This window comes from Bacillus sp. BML-BC051 (genome assembly GCF_019656175.1).
In the GTDB taxonomy this organism is placed as follows: Bacteria; Bacillota; Bacilli; order Bacillales; family Bacillaceae_G; genus Bacillus_A; species Bacillus_A mobilis.
Map to the genome: position 1 here is coordinate 12,375 of NZ_BPLI01000036.1, position 16,448 is coordinate 28,822.

General features: G+C 35.1%; 15 protein-coding genes. 9 read left to right on the top strand and 6 right to left on the bottom strand.

The window, feature by feature from the left end; translation table 11 throughout:
- Positions 1–155: 155 nt before the first annotated feature.
- Entirely contained in the window at positions 156–2,081 is a 1,926-nt protein-coding gene (locus K5S59_RS16070; RefSeq protein ID WP_120449436.1) for a heavy metal translocating P-type ATPase, read from the bottom strand.
- Positions 2,082–2,351: 270 nt separating this feature from the next.
- Between K5S59_RS16070 and K5S59_RS16075 the strand changes: the two genes are divergently transcribed.
- From K5S59_RS16075 to lepB, 3 genes are all read left to right on the top strand, one after another.
- On the top strand, positions 2,352–3,302 hold the full coding sequence (locus K5S59_RS16075) for a DMT family transporter (protein ID WP_120449439.1): 951 nt from the start codon (positions 2,352–2,354) through the stop codon (positions 3,300–3,302).
- Positions 3,303–3,423: 121 nt separating this feature from the next.
- Positions 3,424–4,104: a lysoplasmalogenase gene (locus K5S59_RS16080; RefSeq protein WP_001051061.1), complete on the top strand. Its 681-nt coding sequence runs from the start codon at positions 3,424–3,426 to the stop codon at positions 4,102–4,104.
- Between the two features lie 253 nt (positions 4,105–4,357).
- Positions 4,358–4,894: a signal peptidase I gene (lepB, locus tag K5S59_RS16085; RefSeq protein ID WP_098258679.1), complete on the top strand. Its 537-nt coding sequence runs from the start codon at positions 4,358–4,360 to the stop codon at positions 4,892–4,894.
- Positions 4,895–5,008: 114 nt separating this feature from the next.
- On the opposite strand, the gene K5S59_RS16090 is transcribed toward lepB, so the two are convergent.
- Positions 5,009–7,771 (bottom strand): tetratricopeptide repeat protein, encoded by a 2,763-nt coding sequence (locus K5S59_RS16090; protein WP_000151443.1) that lies wholly within the window; start codon positions 7,769–7,771, stop codon positions 5,009–5,011.
- A gap of 422 nt (positions 7,772–8,193) precedes the next feature.
- Here K5S59_RS16090 and K5S59_RS16095 point away from each other — a divergent pair, with 422 nt between their 5' ends.
- A complete protein-coding gene (locus K5S59_RS16095) occupies positions 8,194–8,790 on the top strand; it encodes a DedA family protein (protein ID WP_000434863.1) in 597 nt (198 codons plus the stop codon).
- A gap of 7 nt (positions 8,791–8,797) precedes the next feature.
- On the opposite strand, the gene K5S59_RS16100 is transcribed toward K5S59_RS16095, so the two are convergent.
- The 3 genes from K5S59_RS16100 to K5S59_RS16110 all read right to left on the bottom strand — a co-directional run bounded on the left by K5S59_RS16100 (position 8,798) and on the right by K5S59_RS16110 (position 10,098).
- A complete protein-coding gene (locus K5S59_RS16100; protein ID WP_000100307.1) occupies positions 8,798–9,226 on the bottom strand; it encodes an EamA family transporter in 429 nt (142 codons plus the stop codon).
- Between the two features lie 154 nt (positions 9,227–9,380).
- Positions 9,381–9,527: a BH0509 family protein gene (locus K5S59_RS16105; RefSeq protein WP_001250571.1), complete on the bottom strand. Its 147-nt coding sequence runs from the start codon at positions 9,525–9,527 to the stop codon at positions 9,381–9,383.
- Between the two features lie 154 nt (positions 9,528–9,681).
- Positions 9,682–10,098: a pyridoxamine 5'-phosphate oxidase family protein gene (locus K5S59_RS16110; RefSeq protein WP_000550223.1), complete on the bottom strand. Its 417-nt coding sequence runs from the start codon at positions 10,096–10,098 to the stop codon at positions 9,682–9,684.
- Between the two features lie 177 nt (positions 10,099–10,275).
- On the opposite strand from K5S59_RS16110, the gene cax reads away from it, so the two are divergent.
- Together cax and K5S59_RS16120 are read left to right on the top strand one after the other, a co-directional pair.
- Positions 10,276–11,331, top strand: a complete 1,056-nt coding sequence (gene cax / locus K5S59_RS16115) for a calcium/proton exchanger (protein ID WP_000482143.1) — start codon at positions 10,276–10,278, stop codon at positions 11,329–11,331.
- Positions 11,332–11,412: 81 nt separating this feature from the next.
- The gene (locus K5S59_RS16120) at positions 11,413–12,210 is read left to right on the top strand and encodes a YfkD famly protein (protein ID WP_033655967.1); all 798 of its coding nucleotides are present in this window, start codon (positions 11,413–11,415) and stop codon (positions 12,208–12,210) included.
- 35 nt (positions 12,211–12,245) lie between these two features.
- On the opposite strand, the gene yfkAB is transcribed toward K5S59_RS16120, so the two are convergent.
- Complete coding sequence (gene yfkAB, locus K5S59_RS16125; protein ID WP_220784065.1) at positions 12,246–13,373, bottom strand: radical SAM/CxCxxxxC motif protein YfkAB; 1,128 nt, start codon at positions 13,371–13,373, stop codon at positions 12,246–12,248.
- A 214-nt stretch (positions 13,374–13,587) separates the two neighbouring features.
- Between yfkAB and K5S59_RS16130 the strand changes: the two genes are divergently transcribed.
- From K5S59_RS16130 to pdaA, 3 genes are all read left to right on the top strand, one after another.
- Entirely contained in the window at positions 13,588–13,770 is a 183-nt protein-coding gene (locus K5S59_RS16130) for an SE1561 family protein (protein ID WP_000513558.1), read from the top strand.
- Between the two features lie 206 nt (positions 13,771–13,976).
- Positions 13,977–15,497 (top strand): class I fumarate hydratase, encoded by a 1,521-nt coding sequence (gene fumA, locus K5S59_RS16135; RefSeq protein WP_000413501.1) that lies wholly within the window; start codon positions 13,977–13,979, stop codon positions 15,495–15,497.
- Between the two features lie 126 nt (positions 15,498–15,623).
- Positions 15,624–16,406: a delta-lactam-biosynthetic de-N-acetylase gene (gene pdaA, locus K5S59_RS16140; RefSeq protein WP_120449441.1), complete on the top strand. Its 783-nt coding sequence runs from the start codon at positions 15,624–15,626 to the stop codon at positions 16,404–16,406.
- Positions 16,407–16,448: the final 42 nt, after the last annotated feature.

Below are 16,448 nucleotides of genomic sequence, written 5' to 3' on the forward strand. Positions count from 1 at the left end.
GGGGATATTTCATGAGTAATAATAAAAAGAATCACAACAACAAAAATAACAATAAACAAAAGAGCAGTTCGCATCCAAAGCATAAAACGAGTAGTAGTGCGAACGGGCATAATAGCTACCATTAAAAAAACGGGTCCTCTATGAGGGACCCGCTTTTATTTGTTTCCTTTTAATAATCGTAAGCCATTTAAAATGACAAGAATCGTACTTCCTTCATGCCCAATAACACCGAATGGAAGAGCTAAAATTTGTAAGAAGTTTGAACAAATCAGCATTGCAATTACAGCTAGTGAAAAAATTACGTTTTGTTTTACAATACGGTTCATTCGTTTGGATAAACGAATTGCTTGGGAAAGGCGAGATAATTCGTTCTTCATAAGTACAACGTCTGCAGTTTCTAAAGCTACATCTGTTCCTTCTCCCATTGCTACACCAATGCTAGCAGTAGCGAGTGCAGGGGCATCATTTATGCCATCTCCGACCATTGCTACTGTCCCATATTTTGCTTTTAGCTTTTTAATCGTTTCAACTTTTGTTTCTGGTAAGCATGATGCGTAATATTCTTTTATATTACTTTCAGAGGCAATAGCTTTTGCCGTTTCTTCATTATCTCCAGTAATCATAATTGCCTCGACACCGATGCTTTGTAGTTCGCGAATAGCAGCTATTGTTTCTTGGCGAAGTGTATCTTTTAAAGCGATAAGTCCAAGAATACCTTCTTCATCACTAATATAAACGACAGTTTTACCTTCTTTTTCAAGTGAGGCAGAAATACCATTATGAAATGTCTTTGTTTCATCACCGATAAAATCAGCTTTACCTATTTTATAAGCTTTGCTTTCGAATATTCCTTTTAGCCCAAAGCCAGTTACATCTTCAACATTTTCTGGTTTTTTTAATGTAATGTCATGCACATGTTGTGCATATTTAACAATAGATTCAGCTAAAGGATGTGTAGAGTGACTTTCAATTGCTGCTGTAATCGAAAGTACTTCTTTTTCTGTCATATTTTCTCGAACATATACATCTGTTACCGTAGGTTTTCCTTGTGTTAATGTTCCTGTTTTATCAAAGGCGATCGCTTTTACGGAAGCGAGGCGTTCTAAATGTATGCCACCTTTGAAGAGAATTCCATTTCTTGCACCGTTAGAAATTGCAGATAACGTTGCTGGTGTAATGGCAGCAACGAGTGCACAAGGAGATGCGACTACAAGTAAGATCATAGCGCGATAAAACGTTTCATTCCAGCTCCAGTCCAGTAAGAAATGAGGAACGAACATCATAAGCGCAACAACGAGTAGTACCCCTTTTACGTATGTTCCTTCAAACTTTTCGATGAATAGTTGTGATGGTGATTTTTCGCTTTGTGCACTTTGGACGAGACGGATAATCTTTTGGAATAATGTTTGATCGCTCGGTTTCGTAATTGTAACTTCGATAGCACCGCGTAAATTTACAGTACCGGCAAATACTTCATCACCGAATTTTTTCTCATTCGGAATAGGTTCCCCTGTAATAGCAGCTTCATCGATATTTGTTTCACCGTTATGAATCGTACCGTCAGCAGGAACACGCTCACCTGGCTTAATTAAAATAATGTCGTTAATTTGTAATCGTCCAACAGGAACACGTTCCTCGGTTCCATTTGAAATACGTAATGCTTCTTCAGGTTGTAAATCAAGAAGCGCTGAAATTTCCTTTTGACTTTTACTTAATGTATAAGATTCCATTGCACCGCTTAGTGCGAAGATGAAGATTAAAATCGCGCCTTCTGCCCAGTAGCCAATGATTGCAGCACCGATAGCAGCAAAGAGCATAAGCATTTCGACATTTAGCTCTTTCTCTTCAATTGTATCTTCAATACCTTCTTTTGCTTTTGCATAGCCACCAACTATATAAGCAAGGATATAGCAAGTAATGCCTGCATTCATTACATCGTTCTTTGTGAATAACCAACCAGCTAAAATGAAAATACCAGATGCGATTGCAAAGATAAGCTCATAATGTTTCTTTAATGTATCCCATAAAGAGGGATGAGAAATAGACTTTTGTACTTGTAATGTTTTTACTTCTGAGTTCATTACTACTCGCTCCTTCCAAATTCTTATTGAGAAAAAGAATCAAAATCGAAACCCCTATAAAACGACGAAAGCTGCCATCCATATTGGATAGCAGCATTTCTGTTGAATCTGATTTTAATAGTTATTATGTTGTAATTATTCTATAGTATAGCATATGTTTTTATTAGATGGTATGTTTTTGTTTGCTTATAAACTGAAAACTTGTGTTTTCACACTTCCTTTGGTATATATGAATATTGTTCATAAAAAGATCGGAAAGGAAGACAACAAGTGAAGACAGAGAAATTTTTTACCCATCCGATTGGCGTACTGATTGCAGCAATAGTAGCGACTTTTTTATGGGGGAGCGCATTCCCTTTTATTAAATTAAGTTATGCTGAACTTGGAATTCAGCCACAAGAAGTTGGGGAGCAAATATTATTTGCTGGTTATCGTTTCTTTTTATCTGGAGTCATGCTCTTATTATTCTTTAAAGTGTTAGGAAAAGATATGAGCTTCAAAAAAGGAACGGGGAAGCAGTTAGTACAAATTGGTTTATTTCAAACATTTCTTCAATATATATGTTTTTATATTGGAATGAGTTATAGTTCTGGTATTGAAGGAGCTATCATTTCAGGAACATCATCATTCTTTCAAATTTTACTTGCTCACTTTTTATATAAAGATGACGCTCTCAATATGAGAAAAATAATTGGGGTCTCTATCGGCTTTTGTGGTGTCATTTTAGTAAATGTACCGAGTGATGGTAGTCTGTCATTCCATTTCGGAATCGGTAGCTTATTACTTCTTAGTGCAGCAATGTTGTATTCATATGGAAACATATTGGCGAAAGAAGGTAGCAAAACATTAGATGTTGGCTATATGACAGCATACCAAATGATTTTTGGTTCTATCGGGTTATTATGTATAGGGGCTTTGCAAGTTGGAGTCATGCCATTTACATTTAGTATACATGCAATACTTATGCTTATCTACTTATCTTTCTTATCCGCAGCAGGCTTTTGTATTTGGAATACAATTATGAAGTACAACAAAGTTGGAAAAGTATCAATGTACATGTTCTTTATACCCGTCTTTGGTGTGTTATTATCAAGCATGATTTTAGGAGAAGCAATTCATTCATTTGTATTATTCGGTTTAGCATGTGTAGCCGCGGGAATTATCGTGGTGAATGGTACGCCAGCTAAGCAGAAAATGGAGCAAGAAAAAAAAGTAGCATAAATAACAGGAAAACGATTACAATGGAAGAACAGTACTGTTCTTCTTTTTTATATAGAAAAAGGATAATAGACTAGGTATAACGAAAAAAGATACAAAAAGCATTTATTGAGGAGAACATGTTATGAATCTACTTTACATGGTGTTAATTGGGCAAATCATTCTTTTTTTAATTGGTGCAATGTATGCAATAGGACAGACAAAAAAGACAAGAAATAATATGCCGTTACCTTTAGCGGTGCGTCTTATTCTTAGTTTTTCTTTAACAGCAAGTGCAATTTGGATATGGTTACAAGATCCATCAGTGGAGTATAGTACGTGGGTTGCACTAGGTATGACGTTATCAACTGTAGGAGATTTATTTATGGCAGGTTTGATTCCAATTGGTCACAGGTTAATTGGAGGGATGATTACTTTCGCTCTTGCACATTGTTTTTATGTAAAAGCATTTTTGCAAACAGGCATCTCATGGAATGGTTTTTGGATTGGTTTACTCGTATACGGACTCTTTCTCATTATAGGATGGTTCTTTTTTATACGAAATGATAAACAAGATAAATTATTTACGATAGGAGCTCTAATTTACGGACTGTGGGTTGGAGGAATGGCTTGCTTTGCATTCGCCTTATACTATGAGAATACAGGAATATGGTGGATACCGGCTTTTGGTGGTTTACTATTTGTGATTTCTGATTTTATTATAGGCGTGACAGATATTGGAGGACGCAAATTAAAATATGAACCACTTTGGATTTGGTTTACATATGTAGCGGCTCAAATGTGTATTGTATATGTGGGAATATAAAAAGATACTCTCAAAAATAGTAGATAGACTATTTTGAGAGTATCTTTTTTACTATTTTATTTCAGCCGATTTTTGAGATGGAGTTTTACTGCTGACACATAGTGAGATAAATATAAATTATAGTATATAAAATAAGAAGTTTATGGGGTATTATTCTAAGTTTATAATATTCTAATTTTATAATTCAGAATTTTGTGGAAATTAGATGGTTGAAGTCCTTATAATAAAAGTAAAAAGATGATGAGATGGTGGAATGATGCAAAAGAAAAAACGTTGGCGTGAATTCTTTGGAACAATTGCAATTGCATGTTTGTTGGTGTTTTTGGCGAAAATTTTCGTGTTTTTTCCTACGACTGTAAAAGGAGCGTCCATGAAGCCAACGTTACAAGATGGGGATAAGGTGATTGTAAATAAGTTGGCAAAGCAATTTGAAAGCTATGGGAGAGAAGATATTATTGTTGTGAAGACGGATAATTTTTATGTGAAAAGGGTTATTGGTTTGCCTGGCGATGTCATTGAGGTGAGAAATGATCAATTATATGTGAATCATGAAGTGATAGAGGAAGCGTATTTGTATAGTAATAAAAAACAAGCTGAAAAAAAACTTATGAATTTAACAGAGGACTTTGGACCGATTACAATTCCTACAAATAAGATTTTTGTTATGGGAGATAACCGTTTAATAAGTAGAGATAGTAGAAATGGTTTAGGACTTATTGATAAAGCTGATGTGTTAGGTGAATTAGCTGCAATTTATTATCCATTTGAACATATGAAAATAATGAATTAATGTAAAAAACCAAGCAAATTTTAGTTTGCTTGGTTTTTTATCCCGCTTTAATTGGTTCAACTAATAATCAGTGGCGGATGAAGACCCCCCCACTGATTAAAGTTTCACTTTATGTTAAATCGTAGGAGACTCATTAAATTCATAGGCATCTTCATTATTTTTGTTCGTACTTAAAACGAATTTGTGCTGCAATAGTTGCAGTTTAAAGAATGCTAACGGATCGTGATAAGTTTCTGGGTTGCTTCTTAACGTTGCTAATGTTTGCTCGTCTTCCTGTATTTCAAGTTGAGCTGATTCTACATTTTGTTTCAGTATGCTAAGTGGATCTTTAAAGAACATCATGATATCTCGTTCTAATGCGCCTTCAAATACTTCAAATTGAAGGAAGAATTGTTTTGAGATTGTTTGAGCAATTTCCGTATAATCTTCCGTTTCAATGTATTGTTTATATTTGTTTGCAAGCATAGATTGATTTTTTTGCATGTTACCAAATAGTTTTCCCGCACTCTTTAAGAAAAATTGTGTTGGTGTAAAGCGTAATAAAATATTGATGTTCGATACTGTAATTCGATTTGTCATACGTACAACATCTCGATGCCAATCATCTAGTAATTTGAAATCGCAAGGAAGTTTCATGCGTTCTTCTTTATATAATTTATTAAACGTTTCACTCATTTCATCTAAATAAGATTGAGCTTGAATAAATTCATTATGCGCTGTTTCAATCCACTCTTGAATAAACCCAGTAAATTTAGGAAGAAGCACTTGCTGTACATGTTTTTGAATTCGTTCGTTCATTGCAGCATTTAATTCCTCATGAACTAATTTGAAATCACTATCTTCTTGAACAAGATCAGAACAGCTCTGTAATAATTCAGGAATTTGAGAATGGATATCTCGTGTGATTTCTTCTTTCGTTAAAAGATAAGATTCTGTAATAGAACGGATTTTATCTTTTTCAAGAGCAGTAAGATTGTTAATAAATCCGTTTAGTTTTACTGAGATATGTTTATTCCAGCGTACTGATTTCACTAATGTATTTTCTAATTCCACACGTTCATTTACAAGGTATGCGATTGTTTTTTGCGTAAACCATATTAGTTTTTTTATACGTTCTTGTTCTATGTCGCGTTCAGCTAGATTAGCAAGAATAGACTCTGTCACGTCTCCAAGTTGCTGGCTACTCTCTTGTGAAGGAGAGTATGGGAAGAACTTTGCATTTGGGAAATGGACCTTAATCTTACTCATTAGTTTTTCATTATTGGCCGCACTATTTGTGTGTAATACGAAATGAATTTGTAAGTTTGGCACTTGTTCACGTAAATAAAGTAATGTATCAAGCTCTTCACCATGCAATGGTGAAGCAGAATTTAATACGTAAATAAGGCTATCTGCTGCTTGTAAGTATTCAAAATACGAGCTGTTTTTATCCACTTGCCCTTGAACAGATGGCGTAACAAGGAATGCAAATTTATTCTTTCTTAAAAATCTACTTGGTAACTTAATTTCTATACACTTCTTCTCAAGTTCTGACTCGGAAGGTGTAGCCATTATTTGATGGAATTCATCAAAGTTCGGTATATTGTGTACATCTAACGCAGTGAATTCTGTTATTTCAGTTTTGCTATCATCTTTAAATAGAATAGGAGTTGTTACAGTCTCAGTTAAGATGTTCTCTCCTAATATTGAATTGATGAATGATGACTTATCATGGTCACTAGTTCCCGCTATTAGTAATTGTGTAACATTTAAATCACATAGTTCATGAACAAGTAACGTAAATTGATGACTTAAATCCACATCATTTTTTTCAGCCCATACAGCAATTGTTTCGAATAAATGAGAAACGGTTTCCAGATTTACATTTTTTTCAGCTGTTGAATTAGAGAGTAGGGCTCCCGCACTTTTTACAAGTAATGACTCTAAAGTTGTAGGTGAAACTTCATTCCATGCTAACACTGCAGCAGAGACAAATAGGGCATCTTTTGCTTTCGTTAAACTAAACCAATTTGTTAATAAATCTGGTACAAGTCCCTGCATTTCATGCATGAAATGTTCACCAGTAATTAATTCAAAGTACGTATCTTGGTAGCGTTCAACAATTTCATGCCAATCGTCATTGTTATCTGTTTCAATATGTAAGAATAAATGATTTATTGTTTGAATCCAAGGTAGATGCAAGTTTTCATTTTGATAGCTGTTCCAAAGCGCAATAACAAGTTCTTTAAATTGGACTTGATCAATCGCATATAAAGCTTTTAAAGATTCATAGAAATATTCTGGTTTGATTTGTTTCGTGAATCCTTGATTCACATAATTGATTAAAGTATCGAACCAGTGTAATGATTTTGTTCGAATTCCTTCTTGAACGGCAAGTTCGATGGCGTTATTCCAATCTTCTTGTTTTTCATAGAATGAGCGAGCAATTGCGGTAATATTTGGATAGTCAGGTTGAAATGCAACAGCCTCACTAATCGTCTTAAATGCTAGACCTAAACGATCTTGTTCGATATAAAGAGAAAGAAGTTGTAAGGAAACTTCCATTGTAAGAGTTGTATCTTCCGTTTGGATAGATTGATAAATTTCTTCTGCTTTTGGCAAGAATCCTAATTCAAAATAAGAATCTGCAATATTTTTGGTTGCCCAAAGTGCAAGTTCGTTATTTACTTTCTCCCATTTAAATATTGCTGCTTCAAAGTCTTTATTTTGGTAATAAAATTCACCTTGAGCAAAGCGGATATTAGAAATGTTGGAGAATTCGTTTGTAGATTCATTTATATATGCTTCACCGAGTACTTCCGATACTGGAGTAGAAGTTTCTTCTGTTAAAAATGTTTTATAGTAAACCTTTTGGATAAATTGATTTTCAATGGTCATGTTCGTTCCCCCTGTATAATTTAGAAAAATGATGTTGTATGTAAAGGGTGCATGTTCTTTTTATAGGTAGAAGTTGCATTATATCGACCAAACTACGTTTTTGCTAGATATATCATTTTTCCTGAGAGTTAAACCGTTGCGAAAAGTAACTTTCCTTTATTGTAACAAAAAAACAAGCATATGAATTTTTATTTTTTAATCCCGCTATTTACGGATAATAAGACTAGCATTTCAAAAAGAGGTGAATACAAGGGAAGTAGGCGGGCACACGATTAATGGTTTACTTTCTTCCTGCTAAGGGAATGGATAGAAGTAGAGTTCATTATAAAAACAATGTATAGTGAATATGTATACCATGTTTGTCTGAAAGATAGAAAGGGCACAATGTGGAATAACGATCGTGCATAGGATGTGTCTTCCGAATGGAACAACATATTGGCGAGTTAATCGCGCATTATGGGTATTTTGGAATTATTATAGCGTTGGCCGGTGGGATTGTTGGGTTACCGATACCAGACGAGTTTTTATTGACCTTTGTTGGCTATAACGTTTCAAAAGGAGTTATGTCAGGAACTGCTGCTTTTTTAAGCGGGATGGCTGGTGCGATGTTGGGTATTACATTAAGCTACATATTAGGTTTAAAACTTGGACTCCCTGTTTTAAAAAAATATGGCCCTAAAATTAGAATTAAGGAACATCATATTGAAAAAACACATATTTTATTTGAAAAATATGGCCCATTTCTTTTAATGATTGGTTACTTTATCCCGGGAGTACGTCATTTAACAGCATATTTTGCTGGGATGTCGAATTTAACACTTTGGCGTTTTTGTTTGTATGCTTACGGTGGTGCGCTTATTTGGATAAGTGTTTTTATTGGACTTGGCTGGAAGTTAGGAGAGAAGTGGCGTTTCGTTGAGTATAGTTTACATCATTATGGAATATGGATTTTATCCATTTCAATAGTTGTTACATGTATTGTATGGTTTTACATAAAGAAAAAGAAAAACCGCTATTAGCGGTTTTTTAGCTGAAAGCAATAAATAATACACCAGCTGTAATAAAGACTACACCAACACCGGTCATAAAGTTTAACTTTTCACCGAGTATAATCATCGCGAGAATGATAGAAAATACGACGCTTAATTTATCGACAGGAGCCACTTGTGAAACTTTCCCTGTTTTGAGGGCAAGAAAATAAAATAGCCATGACGAAGCACCTGCAACCCCACTTAATGTGATAAAGAGCAGTGCTTTTTTATTTAGTAGTACGTCGCCGATATTTTGAAATTTACCTTGTATAATAATAACGCCCACCATAAATAATGCCATAATAATAGAACGAACTGTTGTTGCAACGTTGGCATCGATTCCATCTAAACCGATCTTTCCGAAAATAGATACAAGGGCAGCAGCAATTGCTGATAATAGTGCGAATAAGAGCCATGAACTCATAGTAAAATTCCTCCAATCTTACATTATTATACATGAAAATCATTCTCACGTATAAAGCGAAACTTTAATCAGTGGGATTTTACTGCCCCGCAAATCGCGGAATAAATAACGAAATAATCCCACCTTATATTTTTAATAAGGTGGGATTATTATACTACTCTGCAATTTCTTCATATAAAAAGTACGTTACATTATAAATATGTTCTACTTCATCGTCTGTCATAAACAATAATTCGTCACGCTCAATCCCTTTTTTCTTTTCAATAAACTCAATCATGTTTTTGCGTTCTTCTCTTCTCATCAATTTTATTTCTCCTCTCAACCTGTTTTAATACAGTTTATTTAAGTTAATGCTATTATATAACAGAATCTTTAGAAAGTTCCACCTATTTTATTGTTTTTTTGAGAAGAACTTTTCGACAAAACAAGCCCACCTAAAGGGGGCTTGTTTTATTTTATAGTCGTAAAAACTCGGGCTCCGTCGTACCAGCACCATCGATGTAATAAATTGTGTCAGGATTGATTTTAATTAGTACATAATTAGGGTCTTCAGGACCAAGTAACCAGCGTTTTAAGCTATTATTCCAAAACTTGTTTTTTAATGTGGAGTCTTCCTCAATGGAGGCTAAGCCTTCCATTTCAATATAATCTTCATCTAATTTTTTTCCTTCACGACCAAGTAGTACATGTACATTTGGATTTTTTTCAATATCTGTTATCTTTTTTGATTTTCGATCTGTTGCAACATATAGTACAAAATCTTCATGGAAAAACATCATAAAGGCGCTATGAGGTTTATTTTCACGTACAGTAGATAATACCCCGGTTCGTTGACCGCAAATAATTGTTTCAATTTTTTCTTTTAAATGCATGCTTTTAGCCTCTTTTCATAATTTGTAATTTTTCCTCTTCTAAATAAAAATGAAGTATCTTTCATACTCTTTTCATCAACATGATTTTTTAAACGTAATTGTGATGAAATCGGACAAGTTAGGAGAAGAATAATAATAATATCGAGGAGAAATACATACGATGGAAGGATGAAAAGCATGTTTAATAAAATATTTCTTATCGTAGCGCTTATAGGTGTACCACTTTCAGTACTTGGAAAAACACTTCATTGGCCTCAAACAATTATGTTCGCTGTGTATTGTATTACGATTATCGCATTAGCGGGTTTTATGGGAAGGGCGACAGAAAGTTTGGCAATTGTATCGGGTCCTAGAATAGGTGGATTATTAAATGCTACTTTCGGTAATGCTGTTGAACTAATCATTTCGATTTTTGCACTTCAGGCAGGATTAATTGAGGTTGTGTTAGCCTCTTTAACGGGTTCAGTACTTGGAAATTTATTATTAGTAGGAGGGCTATCCTTCTTTGTAGGAGGGCTTAAATACAAAAGACAAAGTTTTAATGTGTATGATGCAAGGCATAATTCAGCTTTATTAATATTTGCTGTTGTAGTAGCTTTTGTTATTCCGGAGATTTTTTCAATGAAGATGGACGCTGGAAAGACGTATCAATTAAGTATCGGTGTTTCTATCATTATGATTATTATGTACATTGCTGCGCTACTATTTAAGCTCGTTACGCATCGTGGTGTATATCAACATAAAACGGATGAAGTAGCTCATGAGGAAGAACCAGAGTGGTCGAAAGGTAAAGCGCTACTCATTTTAGCAATAGCGACAATTGCGGTAGCTTATGTGTCAGAGGCGCTTGTGCATACATTTGAGACAGTTGCAAAATCATTTGGTTGGTCAGAATTATTTATAGGGGTTATTATCGTAGCGATTGTTGGGAATGCAGCGGAACATGCATCTGCAATTATTATGGCGTATAAAAATAAAGTAAATATTGCAGTTGAGATTGCAATAGGTTCTACGTTACAAATTGCCATGTTTGTTGCTCCTGTATTAGTACTGCTTTCTATGTTCTTCACGCAAAGGATGCCTTTAGTATTTACAATACCAGAACTTGTTTCTATGATTACAGCTGTTTTCTTAACGATTGCAATTTCAAATGATGGAGATACAAACTGGTTTGAAGGCGGTACTTTATTAGCGGCGTATGTCATTATGGGAATTGGTTTTTATTTATTATGAAAAATAGGCATAACAATTGTATTGAGAGAAAACAATAAACAAAGTAGTATATATACCTTTACGTAGGAAGGAGCCAGACAGGTGAAACGAGTATACAGCATATGTCTTTTAACTATGGTCTCGTTTATTCTATTATTTCCTAACATGAGTTTTGCAAAGACAACGGTAGAAACAAAAATGCCTTCATCTGTTTTAAATATTTCTAAAGACAATACGTTTCCAAATGATGCGCAAGATTTGCCGCGCTTACAACCGAGTAAGTTTGCTCAAGAACTATTGAAAACAGCAAATATTAAAATTGAAAATCCGGACTTAATTCGAATGTTTAATGAAACGACAATTTCGAATGCGCCGCTTGCGGTAGGGTACCGAGCGAAGATTTATTTAGGGCAATGGGCTTTGCATTATGAATCGATTGATACATCGGTTAATTGGGAATATAAACAAGTAAATCGCAATGTGTATGATAATCGCGGAGGAGATCGCCTATATCCGCTACGCTATAAGCAAGAAACACAAAAGACGGTTGAAGGCGATTTAACAGCAGATATGAAAGATGCTGCAGATGTGAAGAAAATGATGCTTCTCAAAGCACTTGAAAAAGTACAATTGCCGCTTTCATTTAAAACGACTATTGGTTATGGTACAGGGCATGAACGCGTGTATAATATTAGTCCGAGTCAACTTGGATATTTATATGCTTATACACCAGCAGTAAATGAAAAAGGAAAAGTGACATTTGGGGAAGTATACCTCGTATTAAAAGGAAATCAAAAAAGGCTTGTTGTAAAAAATATTACTTCTCAAGGAATCGGAGCTGCTATTCCAATTCACGATCATTTGTATTTTAAATTCATTTCTTCTTCTCACTCGCAATAATATAAAAAAACGTCAGCTTATAAGCTGACGTTTTTTTATAATGTAATATTTGCTGTTTTTGATAAGAAATCTTCGGTTGGATAGTAGCTGTTTTTTACAAGAACATTCGGTCCAAGACATTTTACTGCAGGACAGTGACAGCTTAATGATTTTGCTGTTTTTGAAGCGCTCCATTTGTCATACGCTTCTTGTAACGTATTTGTTTGTATGTTTCCTAGAAGTGGAACATCACCAAAGTCCGTCACAATAATATTTCCATCAAAAATATTTACATTTAAACGAGAACGGCCATCTGGATCGTTACGAACAGTGACGTTTTTGCTCTCTTGTAATTTTTTAAATGTGGCAATGTCTCGCTCATCATCGCTACAAGCATAGAAAGGTAAAGTTCCAAATAACATCCATACATTTTCATCGCGAATTTCTAGTAAATGCTCAATTGCATCACGAATTTCAGCTTTTGTTAAAATCTCTAGATTACTCGCGAAGTCACTTGGATACATTGGGTGAACCTCATGACGTTTACATCCCATTTCGTCAACGATTTGACGATGAATATGTTCCATGTGTGGTAGAGTTCGTTTATTCAGCATCGTTTCGGCTGATACGAGTACACCTGCATCTGATAGAGCTTTACTATTTGTAATCGTGCGTTCAAATAATTTTGCACGTTGTTCATACGTAGGTTTACGCTCCATCATTGCAAATCCGCCTTCAACGAAGTCGTCAATTGTTCCCCAGTTATGAGATATATGCAATACGTCTAAATAGGGAATAATTTGTTCGTAACGTGCTAAATCTATAGTTAAGTTTGAGTTGATTTGAGTGCGAACGCCTCGTTCGTGGGCGTATTTTAAGAGTGGTGTTACATAGTTGTCGACGGATTTTTTTGAAAGCATAGGTTCTCCGCCAGTAATACTTAAAGAACGTAAATGAGGAATCTCATCTAATCGTTTTAATAAAAGATCCATCGGAAGCGGATTCGGGTCTTTCGGCTGTAACGTGTAACCAACAGCGCAATGCTCACAGCGCATATTGCATAACGTCGTCGTTGTAAACTCAACATTTGTTAATAGTAGTTTGCCGTACTCTTCAAGGTCCATATACGCTTCCCATGGATCGTAAGAAGGAGTAATCGGCTTCATTTTTTGTGATATCGTCATATGAAATACTCCTTTGACTATTGAAATAACAATTTGTCCATTCTCTATAATAGAAGAATATGTGCTTTTTATAAAGTGAAACTTTTTTGTAAAAAAAGAGATAGGGCTTACATTTGAATGAATTACTGTGACAAAATTGATGAAATTACATATCCACAGCAATCATTTTTGCGGTATAATAAAAGTAACTCGAATTAAAAAGGAGAGTGCCTTCATGGGAAAAGCAATTCAAGATAAAGATACACAATTAGTATATTTAAAAGAACGTTTAAATATGTTCATTGAAGTGATTGATACAATTGAACCTGAAGAAGTAGAATTAGAAGATGTGGATCGCCTTCTTGCAATGTTAGATGAATTAGAATTAAAATGTGAGCAATTTAAAAAAGACGAATAATATATTAAAAAGGCTGCCAATTCCAATTTGGTAGCCTTTTTCTGTGCGGATAATAGAAGGACGATAGAAAAAGAGGTATAATCAAGTTGTGAAAAATTTCATTTATGCTTGAATAGCGTGAAATAAATAAAAAGCTGAAGAGCATAACAATGGGGTTTTCATCTCATAACGTTTTGGTAGCGTTCACAATTGAGGGGGAAGTAACAATGGAAAAGCTTCAAGAAAGTATGTATCAACTAATTGTTGAAACGTCAACGAACTTACCGAAAGATGTTCGTCGTGCGATTCAACAAGCGAAAGAACGAGAAAATGCAGGGACTCGTTCTGCGATGGCACTTGGCACAATTACGAATAATATTAAAATGGCTGATGATAACATCTCGCCAATTTGCCAAGATACAGGGATGCCAACGTTTAAAATTTATACACCAGTTGGTGTGAATCAACTAAAGTTGAAGGAAGCTATCTATCATGCGCTTGAGCGGGCGACAAAAGATGGTAAACTTCGTCCAAATTCTGTTGATTCTCTTTTTGGAGACAATAGTGGAAATAATTTAGGACCAGGTACACCGGTTATTAAGTTTGAACAATGGGAAAAAGATTATATTGATGCACGTTTAATTCTAAAGGGCGGCGGCTGTGAGAATAAAAATATTCAGTATAGCTTACCGTGTGAATTAGAAGGACTTGGACGAGCTGGCCGTGATTTAGAAGGGATTCGTAAATGCCTTCTTCATGCAGTATATCAAGCACAAGGTCAAGGGTGTAGTGCAGGGGTAATTGGTGTTGGTATCGGGGGAGACCGCACATCAGGTTACGAATTAGCAAAAAATCAATTATTCCGTACATTAGATGATGTCAATCCAATCCCAGAGTTACAAAAACTTGAAGAGTACGTATTAGAAAATGCGAATAAGCTTGGCATTGGTACGATGGGATTTGGCGGAGAAACAACTTTACTTGGCTGTAAAATTGGCGTGTATAACCGTCTGCCAGCTAGCTTCTACGTATCTGTGGCATATAATTGCTGGGCATATCGCCGCCTTGGCGTAACAATCCATCCTGAAACAGGTGAAATTATGGATTGGCTATATCAAGAAGGTGACGATACACTTCAGCAAGAAGCACAAGAAAAAACAGAGCAACGCGAGATTGTATTACAAGCTCCAATTACAGAAGAGCAAATTCGTGAACTTCGCGTTGGTGATGTTGTAACAATTAACGGCATGATGTATACAGGTCGTGACGCAATCCATAAGCATTTAATGGATAACGATTGTCCGGTAGATTTAAATGGACAAGTTATTTATCACTGTGGTCCAGTTGTCGTGAAAGATGAAAATGAAAACTGGCAAATTAAAGCGGCAGGTCCAACGACAAGTATTCGTGAAGAACCGTACCAAGGCGATATTATGAAGAAATTCGGTATTCGCGCTGTAATTGGAAAAGGCGGTATGGGTGCGAAAACATTAGCGGCTTTAGAAGAGCACGGCGGTGTATATTTAAATGCAATTGGCGGTGCAGCACAATATTATGCTGAATGTATTAAAGAAGTAAAAGATGTTGATTTCTTACAATTTGGTATTCCAGAGGCAATGTGGCATTTACGTATCGAAGGATTTAAAGCAGTTGTAACGATGGATTCTCATGGTAATAGCTTACATGCAGATGTTGATAAAACATCACTCGAAAAATTAGCTAGCTTTAAAGAGCCAGTATTTAAGTAAACAAAAATGCATCTCGAATCATTCGGGATGCATTTTTTTGGCATATATAGAAAAACATGTTCAGCATGAAAGAATGCGTAGCAACAGAAACTACAAGTACGATTATATATGGAAAGGAGACTATTTATGAAATATAAATGGTTATATATCGGTCTCATTTTTTCAATTATGATGGCACTTGTTCCAGTTTCAACATTAGCTTATACAAATACCCCACATAACTGGGGAATCCCGCGCCCTAAAAATGAAACAGTACCAGATGCAGGAAAGTTATATACAGATTTACTACAAAAAAATGGTGGGTTTTATTTAGGGGATACAAAGAAAAAAGATATTTATTTAACATTCGATAATGGGTATGAGAATGGATACACAGGGAAAATCTTAGACGTATTGAAAGAGAAAAAAGTACCGGCAACTTTCTTTGTAACGGGTCATTATATTAAAACACAAAAAGATTTGTTATTAAGAATGAAGGATGAAGGACATATTATTGGAAACCATTCGTGGAGTCACCCTGATTTTACAGCGGTAAATGATGCGAAACTTCGTGAAGAATTAACGAGTGTAACAGAGGAAATTAAAAAAGTAACTGGGCAAAAAGAGGTCAAATATGTACGCCCTCCGCGAGGCGTGTTCAGTGAAAGAACGTTAGCTCTTACGAAAGAAATGGGCTATTATAATGTATTTTGGTCACTTGCATTTTTGGATTGGAAAGTGGATGAGCAAAGAGGATGGCAATATGCACATAATAATGTCATGACGATGATTCATCCAGGATCTGTTTTATTACTTCATGCAATCTCGAAAGATAATGCAGAAGCACTTGCGAAAATCATTGATGATTTGCGCGAGAAAGGGTATCATTTTAAAAGTCTAGATGACTTAGTAAAAAGCAATCAACCGTAAGCATGTATGCTTGCGGTTTTCTCATGCTATAATGATGTGTAA

Coding starts and splice junctions, on each gene's coding strand:
- K5S59_RS16100 (WP_000100307.1), bottom strand. CDS start 9,226: ATGAGTTCATGGCTCTTATTCGCACTATTATCAGCAATTGCTGCTGCC.
- K5S59_RS16070 (WP_120449436.1), bottom strand. CDS start 2,081: ATGAACTCAGAAGTAAAAACATTACAAGTACAAAAGTCTATTTCTCAT.
- K5S59_RS16090 (WP_000151443.1), bottom strand. CDS start 7,771: ATGACCATTGAAAATCAATTTATCCAAAAGGTTTACTATAAAACATTT.
- K5S59_RS16095 (WP_000434863.1), top strand. CDS start 8,194: ATGGAACAACATATTGGCGAGTTAATCGCGCATTATGGGTATTTTGGA.
- K5S59_RS16105 (WP_001250571.1), bottom strand. CDS start 9,527: ATGAGAAGAGAAGAACGCAAAAACATGATTGAGTTTATTGAAAAGAAA.
- lepB (WP_098258679.1), top strand. CDS start 4,358: ATGATGCAAAAGAAAAAACGTTGGCGTGAATTCTTTGGAACAATTGCA.
- K5S59_RS16110 (WP_000550223.1), bottom strand. CDS start 10,098: ATGCATTTAAAAGAAAAAATTGAAACAATTATTTGCGGTCAACGAACC.
- cax (WP_000482143.1), top strand. CDS start 10,276: ATGTTTAATAAAATATTTCTTATCGTAGCGCTTATAGGTGTACCACTT.
- pdaA (WP_120449441.1), top strand. CDS start 15,624: ATGAAATATAAATGGTTATATATCGGTCTCATTTTTTCAATTATGATG.
- yfkAB (WP_220784065.1), bottom strand. CDS start 13,373: ATGACGATATCACAAAAAATGAAGCCGATTACTCCTTCTTACGATCCA.
- K5S59_RS16080 (WP_001051061.1), top strand. CDS start 3,424: ATGAATCTACTTTACATGGTGTTAATTGGGCAAATCATTCTTTTTTTA.
- fumA (WP_000413501.1), top strand. CDS start 13,977: ATGGAAAAGCTTCAAGAAAGTATGTATCAACTAATTGTTGAAACGTCA.
- K5S59_RS16130 (WP_000513558.1), top strand. CDS start 13,588: ATGGGAAAAGCAATTCAAGATAAAGATACACAATTAGTATATTTAAAA.